This window comes from Burkholderia sp. Ac-20392, from assembly GCF_017104585.1.
Lineage (GTDB): Bacteria > Pseudomonadota > Gammaproteobacteria > Burkholderiales > Burkholderiaceae > Burkholderia > Burkholderia lata.
The window spans coordinates 1-8798 of sequence record NZ_JAAGPB010000372.1; the positions used below are offsets into that span (position 1 = coordinate 1).

An 8798-nucleotide genomic window follows, 5' to 3' on the forward strand; every position below is an offset into this window, starting at 1 on the left:
GCACGAGCGTCGCAAGCGTCCACGCGACGAACCGCCCGATGCGCGCGACGGGCCCGCGGCGCGGCGCGTGCGGCGGCGCGTCGGGCGCACCGTCGGGCGAGTCCGGATCGTGAGGCGGCGTGTCGTTCGGGTCCTTCGTCATGCGGTTCGTCGTCGGTGAAGCGGTACGGTCAGAAAGCGATGCCGAGCGTCAGGTACGGGCGCACGCTATGGTTGCGCAACCCGTACGCGACGTCGACGTTGATCGGGCCGACGGGGCTGCGCCAGCGCGCGCCGATGCCGACACCCGGGTAGAACACGCGCTCGCCCCACGCATCGGTGGCGGTGCCGATGTCGAAGAACGTCGCGGCGCCCCAGTCGCGGTTGAACCAGTGCTGGTATTCGGCGGTGCCCGTCATCAGGTATTTGGTCGGCAGCACGGAGCCGTCGACGCTGTTGCCGATGCTCTGGTAGCCGTAGCCGCGCACCGAGTTCGAGCCGCCCGCGCGAAACAGCAGCGACGCCGGCACGCCGGTCGAGCTGCCGCTCGTGAACACACCGCCGAGCTCCGCGCGGAACACGAACAGGTCGCGCTTGCCGATCGGCAGGTACTGCTGGCCGCGCGCGTAGCCGCGAATGAAGCTCTGGTCGGTCGCCACGCCCTTGATCGCGAAGCCGGCCTCCGCGTGGATCAGGTTGCCCGAGCGCGGAAACAGCGGATCGTCGACGTTGCGGCGCGTCCACGCCCATTGCGGCACGAGCGCGCGGCTCGTGGTCGGACCCGCGCCGTTCTGGTCGAGCCGGTCCTGGTAGTACATCAGCGAATACGAATAATCGATGAACTGGCCGGTGCGCGTGCGCTGCACGCCGACCCGCGCACTGTAGATGCGCGTGTCCGACACGTTGGTGTTCGTGTACGACGCGAGCACGCTGTTGGTCCAGCCCTTCTCGCCCGGCGGCATCGACAGCTGGACCTGCCCGTATTGCTGGATCTGGTCGAGCCGGCCCGACACGGTCAGCGGCCACGCGGCGCCGAACGTATCGAGATACGTATAGGAACCCTGCACGTGCGGCCCGGTATCGGTGGCAAAGCCGACGCCGCCGCGGATGTTGTTGTACGGGAACTCGCTGACCTTCACGTGCACGGGCGTGCGCTCGGGCTTCGCCGTATCGTCGCCGACGTCGATCGCGACGCTCGCGTAATACGGCGTGTTCTGCAACTGCCGCTGCAGTTCCGTGATGCGCTGCACGTCGTAGATCTCGCCTTCCGACAGCGGATTGACGTTCGTGACGATCTTTTCCGGGTAGCGCCGCACGCCGTCGACGTCGACCTTGCCGATCGTGAACGTCGGGCCGCTGTCGAACGTGACCGCGAGCGTCGCGCGCTGCGTGCGCGGATCGATGCGCGCCTCCGACGACGCGATCTTCCCGCCGAGATAGCGGCGCGACTGCAGCTGCTTGAGCGCCGCGCCCTTCGCACCGTCCCAGTCGGACTGCGTGAACGGGTCGCCCGGCTTCAGCGAGAACGCGAAACGGGTCGCGGCTTCCTGCTTCGGATCCTCGGTGTCGATGGGCCCCTTGAACGTCAGGTCGACGCTCGACACGATCGTCTGCTTCCCCGGATCGACCGCGATGCGCACGTCGCGCTTGCCGTCGCGCGTGCGCACGTCGGTGCGCACGACCGGCGAGAAATAGCCGGCCGTCGCGGTCAGGTCGCGCACCTGTTGCGGCGTGGCGGTGACGAGGAAGTCGAACTGGTCGTCGCTGATGTCGTCGCGCTTCGCGAAGCGCGCGATATCGAGATGCGACTTGAGCAGCTTGCGAACCGAGCGCGGCGCGTCGATGTCGACGTCGTACTTCGCGTGGGCCGGCAGCGCGAAGCACGCGGCAAGGCAACCCGCGAGGGTCACCCGCGCGGCGCGAGCCGCGGCGGCGGCGCGATTGCGTTCCACGCGCGGGCCCGCGTCATGTGCCGTGTGTGCTTGCTGGTTCGACTGCCCCGCCAAATATGACCTCGCCCTCGGTTGTCACGGTTTTGTGGAAAACCCTGTATTTGACCACAGGGTACTGGCACCAAAGCTTAATGTTTGTAAACCGCTGTGCGTGCGGGCGTGGCCGCGGCGTCATGCGTGACGGCGCGCTTCCAGGTGCCGGCTGCGCGCCAGCCCGCGGATTCGACGCGCGATTGACGCCGGCCGTTCCCGCGATGCGGTAAAATCCCGCCATCGTGAATCCGGCGCATCGTGCGCCGCCCGAAACGGAAAACCCAGCCATGCCGTACCAGTCCGATGTCACGCAGTTCCTGAACCAGCTCAAGCAGCAGAAGCCGACGCTCGAGGACGAGCAGCGCAAGGGCCGTTCCCTGCTGTGGGACAAGCAGCCGATCGACCTCGAAGAGCGCGCCGAGCAGCAGGAATCGCGCGTGAAGCAAACGTCGTACGTCTACTACCAGAACTTCTGACGACGTGAGCGCCGCAGACGAGGCCAGCGCCGCCCGGCAGGACGACGCGATCGCCGCGCCCGCGGGCGCCGATTCGACGCCCGACACGGTCGACGGTGTCGCGGCATTCGCTCGCCTGTACGGCGAGCCGCTCTTCAAGCTGCCGCAGGATCTCTACATCCCGCCCGATGCGCTCGAGATCTTCCTCGAGACCTTCGAAGGCCCGCTCGACCTGCTGCTCTACCTGATCCGCAAGCAGAACTTCAACGTGCTCGACATCCCGATGGCGCAGGTCACCGCGCAATATCTGGGCTACGTCGACCAGATCCGCACGTCGAACCTCGAGCTCGCGGCCGAGTACCTGCTGATGGCCGCGATGCTGATCGAGATCAAGTCGCGGATGCTGCTGCCGGTCAAGAAGGCCGACACCGGCGAGGAAGCCGAGGATCCGCGCGCCGAACTCGTGCGCCGCCTGCTCGAGTACGAGCAGATGAAGCTCGCCGCGCAGCGGCTCGACCAGTTGCCGCAGCTCGGCCGCGACTTCCTGCGCGCCGAGGTCTACATCGAGCAGAGCGTCACGCCGCGCTTCCCCGACGTGAATTCGGACGACCTGCGCGCCGCATGGGCCGACGTGCTCAAGCGCGCGAAGCTCGTCCAGCACCACAAGATCTCCCGCGAGGAGCTGTCGGTGCGCGAGCACATGAGCCTGATCCTGCGCCGGCTGCAGAACGCGCGCTTCATGGAATTCGCCGAGCTGTTCGACACGTCGCGCGGCGTGCCGGTCGTCGTCGTGAATTTCATCGCGATGCTCGAACTCGCACGCGAGTCGCTCCTCGAGATCACGCAGGCCGAGCCGTTCGCGCCGATCTACGTGCGTCTCGCGTACCTGCCCGCGTAACGCCCGCGCCCGCCCTTTCCGTTCTCCCGAGTCATCCCGGCACACTCGCCGCCTCACCGCAGTCCTGCACGGCCGCGCGAGTGGTTGCCGGCACGCCCGATTAAAAAGTGAACGACCGTTCTTTTTTCGATGCGTTTGGCGGCCAAATCCTCTACAATCCGCCGACGCCCGATGCGCCGCCCGCGCGCCGGCGTTCTCCGCTTCGACCCCGACGCCGCTGCTGCGGCGCCAACGCGCGCCAGCGCGAGGAACCCGCTACCCGATCATGAAAGTCATCAGCTCGATCCATGAACTGCGCGACCAGCTGCGCGGACAGAACCGCACGGCGTTCGTGCCGACGATGGGCAACCTGCACGAAGGGCACCTGTCGCTGATGCGCCTCGCGCGCCAGCACGGCGACCCGGTCGTGGCGAGCATCTTCGTCAACCGGCTGCAATTCGGCCCGAACGAGGATTTCGACAAGTATCCGCGCACGCTCCAGGACGATATCGAGAAGCTGCAGAAGGAAAACGTCTACGTGCTGTTCGCGCCGACCGAGCGCGACATGTACCCGGAACCGCAGGAATACCGCGTGCTGCCGCCGGACGATCTCGGCGGGATCCTCGAAGGGGAATTCCGGCCCGGCTTCTTCACCGGCGTGTGCACGGTCGTGACGAAGCTGATGGCCTGCGTGCAGCCGCGCGTCGCCGTGTTCGGCAAGAAGGACTACCAGCAGTTGATGATCGTGCGCCGCATGTGCCAGCAGCTCGCGCTGCCGGTCGACATCATCGCCGCCGAAACCGTGCGCGACGAGGACGGCCTCGCGCTGTCGTCGCGCAATCGCTACCTGTCGGCCGACGAGCGCAGCGAAGCGCCCGAACTCGCGAAGACGCTGCAGCGCATCCGCGAAAGCGTGCTCGGCGGCGAGCGCGACCTCGGCAAGCTCGAAGAAATGGCCCGCACGCATCTGGCCGGCCGCGGCTGGGTGCCCGACTACATCTCGATCCGCCGCCGCGCGAACCTGATCGCGCCGGACGCGGCCCAGCTCGAAGCCGGCGAACCGCTCGTCGTCGTTGCGGCCGCGAAGCTCGGCGCGACGCGCCTCATCGACAACCTGGAAATCTGACGGGCCGCCCCGCCCGCGCCTCTCACGCATCACGGAGACACCATGCAGCGCCACATGCTCAAATCGAAGATCCACCGCGCGGCCGTCACGCACTGCGAGCTGCACTACGAAGGCTCGTGCGCGATCGACGAAGACCTGCTCGAAGCATCGGGCATCATCGAGAACGAACGGATCGACATCTGGAACATCAACAACGGCGAGCGCTTCTCGACGTACGCGATCAAGGGTGAGCGCGGCAGCGGAATGATCTCGCTGAACGGCTCGGCCGCGCGTCGCGCACAGCTCGGCGACCTCGTGATCATCGCGGCATTCGCGATGGTCGACGACGCCGAGCTGCAGGCCGGCTGGAAGCCGAAGCTCGTGTTCATCGACGACGGCAACAAGATCAAGGGCCACCGCGATCACGTGCCGACGCAGAACTGGACCTGACCTGAAGGCCACCCGCGTGCCCGGGCGCGCGGGAGTAGCCGCGCCGCTTGACGTCAAAGGGCCGGATTCCGTACTCGACGGAATCCGGCCCTTCGTCATTTCATCGTGCGCCGGCCCGGCGGCCGCGCGATCAGGACGCCTTGGCGGCCTTCTCCGTCTTCTCTGCCTTCGGCGCCCGGCGTTCGGCCCATTCGACGATCGGCCGCCACTGTTCGAGATCCTTCTCGACCCGGCTCTTCGCGACGTCCCACAGCGTGAGGCCGTGCGCGGCGATCTGCACATAGTTCTGCGTGTCGCGCACGTAGCCGAGCACCGGCAGGCCGAGCCCTTCGACGAACCGGTGCAGCTGGTCGGACGAGCGTGTGCGCGCATCGACCCGCATCCCGACGATCCCGACCTCGACGTTGCCCTTGCGCACGGCCTTCTCGCCGGCGAGGCGCTCCAGAAACTGCTGCGTGGCCAGAATATCGAACATCGACGGCTGCAGCGGCACGATCACCTTGTCGGCCAGTTGCAGCGCGACGTTGAGCCGGTTGCCGTGCAGGCCGGCCGGCGTATCGATCACCGCATATTCGAGGCCGCGCGGCGGCTTCGTCGGTGCGTCCGGGTCGAGCTCCCATGCCTCGATCGCCGGCAATCCGGCCGGCCGCAGGTCGAGCCACGCATGCGCGGACTGCTGCCGGTCCAGGTCGGCGAGCGCGACCCACGCACCCTGCGCCGCGAAAAAGCCGGCAAGATTGGTGGACAGCGTGCTCTTCCCCACGCCGCCCTTCGGATTCGCCACCACGATCACCGTCATGAATTCCCCCGAAAAAGCCGCGCGGCGCCCGCCGCATGGCAGGCGCCGCTCGAATGCGGATACAGGGAGCGATGATATCGGCAAACGGGGTATCACCGGAACGGGTTGCGCCGCCCCGGGTGCGCTTACTTACCCCTTACGCACGCTGAATCGCGGCCTCCCGTGCGCCGAGCGCGAACGCGCCGCCGCCCAGCAGCGCCTGAACGGCGAGCGTGATGGCCCAGAACGCCGGATATTCCCAGCCGCCGTTCGGTGACGCGAAGCTCCAGCCATTCGGCAGATGCGCGGCGGTCGCGCCGAGCATGAACGGCAGCAGCACGAGTGCGGCGATGCGCACGCGGAAGCCTGCGAGCAGCGCGAGGCCGCCGGCCAGTTCGACGAACGTCGTCAGGTACGCGAGCCAGCCCGGCAGGCCGATCGACGCAAAGAACTGCGCGGTGCCGGGCAGCGTGAAGACGAACACCTTCTGCGCGACGTGCGCGAGGTACAGCACGCCGAGCGCGACGCGTAGCAGGGTCGCGGCGAAATCGTTGAGGCGATTGGGGTTCATGGCGAATTCCTTCGTGAGTGGTGTGAATGGATTGCACTCTATTCGAATCAATTCGACCGATAAACGCGCCAATTCGCTTTAACTGATTCCCATGCGGAATTAATTGAGACGTAAAAAGGGGCATGACCGATCATGCCCCGCAACCTGCTTCAGTAACCGCTCTTGCCTTGTGTGGCGTCGCCGGAACCGGACTGGCTGCCGCCCGGTGCGTACGAATCGCACGCGTGCGCAACCGCCGACGCGCCCAGCAGCGCCGCGAGCAGCACGCTCCACCACCATCGAGCCTTCATCGTCGCACTCCTCCAGGCGGACATCCGCCCTCCTGTGTTGTACGCGATCCGGCGGAAAAAGCGAGCGCGGCCCGACTCGCGTCAACGAAACTCGGCGTACAGCGCGTCGAGGTCGAGATGGTCGGCGAACGTGTCGGCAAGCCGTTCGAGCGATGCCTCGCGCAGCGCCGGATAGTCGATCCGCTCCGCGCCGTCGAGCCCGGCCCACGCGAGCAGCGCCGTGCAGGCGTCGGGCGAGTCGAACAGCCCGTGCACGTAGGTCGCGAGGATCTGGCCATCGTCGGACACCGCGCCGTCCGGGCGCGTACCGTCCTGCGCGGCGTCGGCTGCCAGCGCCAGCGCGGGCGACGCCAGCGCGGGCCCGTGCGTGTCGCCCATGTGGATCTCGTAGCCGCGCACGGCCGCCCCGCCCGGCAGCGCGAGATGCCCTGTCACGTTCTTCAGCGTCTTGTCGGGCTGCAGCGTCGTGTCGAAATCGAGCAGCCCGAGCCCCGGCACGCTGCCGGGCGCGCCTTCGAGGCCGAGCGGATCGTCGAGCGTGCGGCCAAGCATCTGCATCCCGCCGCAGATGCCGATCACCTTGCCGCCGTAGCGCAGGTGGCGACGGATCAGCGTGTCCCAGCCCGCGTCGCGCAGCCATGCGAGGTCGCGCTGCACGCTCTTCGAGCCGGGCAGGATCAGCAGGTCGGCGTCCGGCACGGGACCGCTCTTCCAGTACGTGAATTCGACCTGCGGATGCGCGCGCAGCGGATCGAAATCGGTGTGGTTGCTGATGCGCGGCAGCGCCGGCACGACGACGCGCAGCACGCCGGCGTCGCCGCGTGCGGCGGCGCTGCGCGCCTGTGCGGGCAGCATGTCCTCGGCGTCGAGCAGCAGGCCGTGCAGGTACGGCAGCACGCCGAACACGGGCTTGCCCGTCTGCGCGCGCAGCCAGTCGAGCCCCGGTTCGAGCAGCTTGAAATCGCCGCGGAAGCGGTTGATCACGAAGCCGCGCACGCGCGCGCGCTCGCTGTCCGACAGGCACGCAAGCGTGCCGACCAGATGCGCGAACACGCCGCCGCGGTCGATGTCGGCGACGAGCACGACCGGGCAGTCGACGCGTTCGGCAAATCCCATGTTCGCGATGTCGCCTTCGCGCAGGTTGATCTCCGCCGGGCTGCCCGCGCCCTCGACGATCACCGTGTCGTAGCCGGCGCGCAGGCGCGCGTACGACTCGAGCACCGCATCGAACGCGACCGGCTTGTAGTCGTGATACGCACGCGCATCGAGATTCATGCGCGCCTTGCCGTGAATGATCACCTGCGCGCCGCGGTCGCTCGTCGGCTTCAGCAGCACGGGGTTGAAATCCGTATGCGGCGCGACGCCCGCCGCCAGGGCCTGCAGCGCCTGCGCGCGGCCGATCTCGCCGCCGTCGGCCGTCACCGCGCTGTTGAGCGCCATGTTCTGCGGCTTGAATGGCGCGACGCGCGCGCCGGCGCGGTGTGCCAGCCGGCACAGGCCCGCAACCAGCGTGCTCTTGCCCGCGTCGGACGTCGTGCCCTGGATCATCAGCGTGCCGCGCGGCCGCGGCTCGGGTGCATTCATCGTGTAATGGTCGTCGCGAAGCAAAGGCCGCATTATCCCCCGCGCCGGTATGCCCGCGCCGTTACAATCACGCGATGATTCCGCACGACCTCACCTTCGTCCTCGGCGGCGCGCGCTCGGGCAAGAGCGCGCATGCCGAGCGGCTCGCCGCCGACAGCGGCCTCCCCGTCACCTACATCGCGACCGCGACCGCCGCCGATGCCGAATTCGCGCAGCGCATCGCGCACCATCGCGCGCGCCGGCCGGCCGACTGGGGTTTCGCCGACGCGCCCGTCGATCTCGCCGGCATGCTCGCGCGGCTCGACGATCCGCACGCGTGCCTGCTCGTCGACTGCCTGACGCTGTGGCTCACGAACCTGCTGTGCCCGGCCGACGGTGAACCGCTCGACGATGCACGGTACGCGGCGCAGGTCGACCGGCTCGAGCATGCGTTGTGCGGCGCGCGCGCGAAGGTCATCGTCGTCAGCAACGAGATCGGGCTCGGCGTCGTGCCGCTCGGGTCGGTCACGCGGCGCTACGTCGACGAACTCGGGCGCCTGAACCAGCGCGTCGCCGCGCTCGCGACGCGCGTCACGCTGCTCGTCGCCGGGCTGCCGCTCGACCTCAAGGCGGGAGCGCCGTCATGCTGATGCTGTCGCTGCCCGTCGTCGCGATGTTCGCGGTCGCAGCCGCGATCATCGACCGCGCGATCGGCGAGCCGGCCGGCTGGCATCCGCTCGTCGCG

Annotated in this window: 10 protein-coding genes and 1 pseudogene; 6 read left to right on the forward strand and 5 right to left on the reverse strand. The window is 68.2% G+C overall.

Features of this window, described 5'->3' with window-relative positions; genetic code table 11:
- Positions 1 to 170 precede the first annotated feature (170 nt).
- A complete protein-coding gene (locus G3N99_RS29090) occupies positions 171 to 1985 on the reverse strand; it encodes an autotransporter assembly complex family protein (RefSeq protein WP_174941625.1) in 1815 nt (604 codons plus the stop codon).
- A 266-nt stretch (positions 1986 to 2251) separates the two neighbouring features.
- Between G3N99_RS29090 and G3N99_RS29095 the strand changes: the two genes are divergently transcribed.
- The 4 genes from G3N99_RS29095 (at position 2252) to panD (ending at position 4851) form a co-directional block, all read left to right on the forward strand.
- Positions 2252 to 2440 carry a DUF3460 family protein gene (locus tag G3N99_RS29095; protein ID WP_011352889.1) on the forward strand — a complete coding sequence of 63 codons (189 nt, stop codon included), beginning with the start codon at positions 2252 to 2254 and terminating at the stop codon, positions 2438 to 2440.
- Positions 2441 to 2444: 4 nt separating this feature from the next.
- Positions 2445 to 3317: a ScpA family protein gene (locus G3N99_RS29100; RefSeq protein WP_011352890.1), complete on the forward strand. Its 873-nt coding sequence runs from the start codon at positions 2445 to 2447 to the stop codon at positions 3315 to 3317.
- A 265-nt stretch (positions 3318 to 3582) separates the two neighbouring features.
- Positions 3583 to 4422 carry a pantoate--beta-alanine ligase gene (panC, locus tag G3N99_RS29105; protein WP_206124110.1) on the forward strand — a complete coding sequence of 280 codons (840 nt, stop codon included), beginning with the start codon at positions 3583 to 3585 and terminating at the stop codon, positions 4420 to 4422.
- Positions 4423 to 4464: 42 nt separating this feature from the next.
- Positions 4465 to 4851 carry an aspartate 1-decarboxylase gene (gene panD / locus G3N99_RS29110; protein ID WP_174941621.1) on the forward strand — a complete coding sequence of 129 codons (387 nt, stop codon included), beginning with the start codon at positions 4465 to 4467 and terminating at the stop codon, positions 4849 to 4851.
- Between the two features lie 130 nt (positions 4852 to 4981).
- Here panD and G3N99_RS29115 read toward each other — a convergent pair whose 3' ends face one another.
- The 4 genes from G3N99_RS29115 to G3N99_RS29130 form a co-directional block, all read right to left on the reverse strand.
- Complete coding sequence (locus tag G3N99_RS29115; RefSeq protein ID WP_206124111.1) at positions 4982 to 5650, reverse strand: ParA family protein; 669 nt, start codon at positions 5648 to 5650, stop codon at positions 4982 to 4984.
- 136 nt (positions 5651 to 5786) lie between these two features.
- On the reverse strand, positions 5787 to 6200 hold the full coding sequence (locus G3N99_RS29120) for a DoxX family protein (protein WP_206124112.1): 414 nt from the start codon (positions 6198 to 6200) through the stop codon (positions 5787 to 5789).
- Between the two features lie 149 nt (positions 6201 to 6349).
- Complete coding sequence (locus G3N99_RS29125; RefSeq protein ID WP_167316019.1) at positions 6350 to 6490, reverse strand: hypothetical protein; 141 nt, start codon at positions 6488 to 6490, stop codon at positions 6350 to 6352.
- Positions 6491 to 6571: 81 nt separating this feature from the next.
- Positions 6572 to 8074: a cobyric acid synthase gene (locus G3N99_RS29130; RefSeq protein ID WP_206124113.1), complete on the reverse strand. Its 1503-nt coding sequence runs from the start codon at positions 8072 to 8074 to the stop codon at positions 6572 to 6574.
- A gap of 74 nt (positions 8075 to 8148) precedes the next feature.
- Between G3N99_RS29130 and cobU the strand changes: the two genes are divergently transcribed.
- Both cobU and G3N99_RS29140 read left to right on the forward strand, forming a co-directional pair.
- Complete coding sequence (gene cobU / locus G3N99_RS29135; protein ID WP_206124114.1) at positions 8149 to 8703, forward strand: bifunctional adenosylcobinamide kinase/adenosylcobinamide-phosphate guanylyltransferase; 555 nt, start codon at positions 8149 to 8151, stop codon at positions 8701 to 8703.
- Positions 8697 to 8798: pseudogene (locus G3N99_RS29140) on the forward strand (cobalamin biosynthesis protein); the annotation flags it as partial. The gene cobU and the pseudogene G3N99_RS29140, both read left to right, overlap by 7 nt.

Coding starts and splice junctions, on each gene's coding strand:
- G3N99_RS29125 (WP_167316019.1), bottom strand. CDS start 6,490: ATGAAGGCTCGATGGTGGTGGAGCGTGCTGCTCGCGGCGCTGCTGGGC.
- G3N99_RS29130 (WP_206124113.1), bottom strand. CDS start 8,074: ATGAATGCACCCGAGCCGCGGCCGCGCGGCACGCTGATGATCCAGGGC.
- panC (WP_206124110.1), top strand. CDS start 3,583: ATGAAAGTCATCAGCTCGATCCATGAACTGCGCGACCAGCTGCGCGGA.
- G3N99_RS29095 (WP_011352889.1), top strand. CDS start 2,252: ATGCCGTACCAGTCCGATGTCACGCAGTTCCTGAACCAGCTCAAGCAG.
- G3N99_RS29120 (WP_206124112.1), bottom strand. CDS start 6,200: ATGAACCCCAATCGCCTCAACGATTTCGCCGCGACCCTGCTACGCGTC.
- G3N99_RS29115 (WP_206124111.1), bottom strand. CDS start 5,650: ATGACGGTGATCGTGGTGGCGAATCCGAAGGGCGGCGTGGGGAAGAGC.
- panD (WP_174941621.1), top strand. CDS start 4,465: ATGCAGCGCCACATGCTCAAATCGAAGATCCACCGCGCGGCCGTCACG.
- cobU (WP_206124114.1), top strand. CDS start 8,149: ATGATTCCGCACGACCTCACCTTCGTCCTCGGCGGCGCGCGCTCGGGC.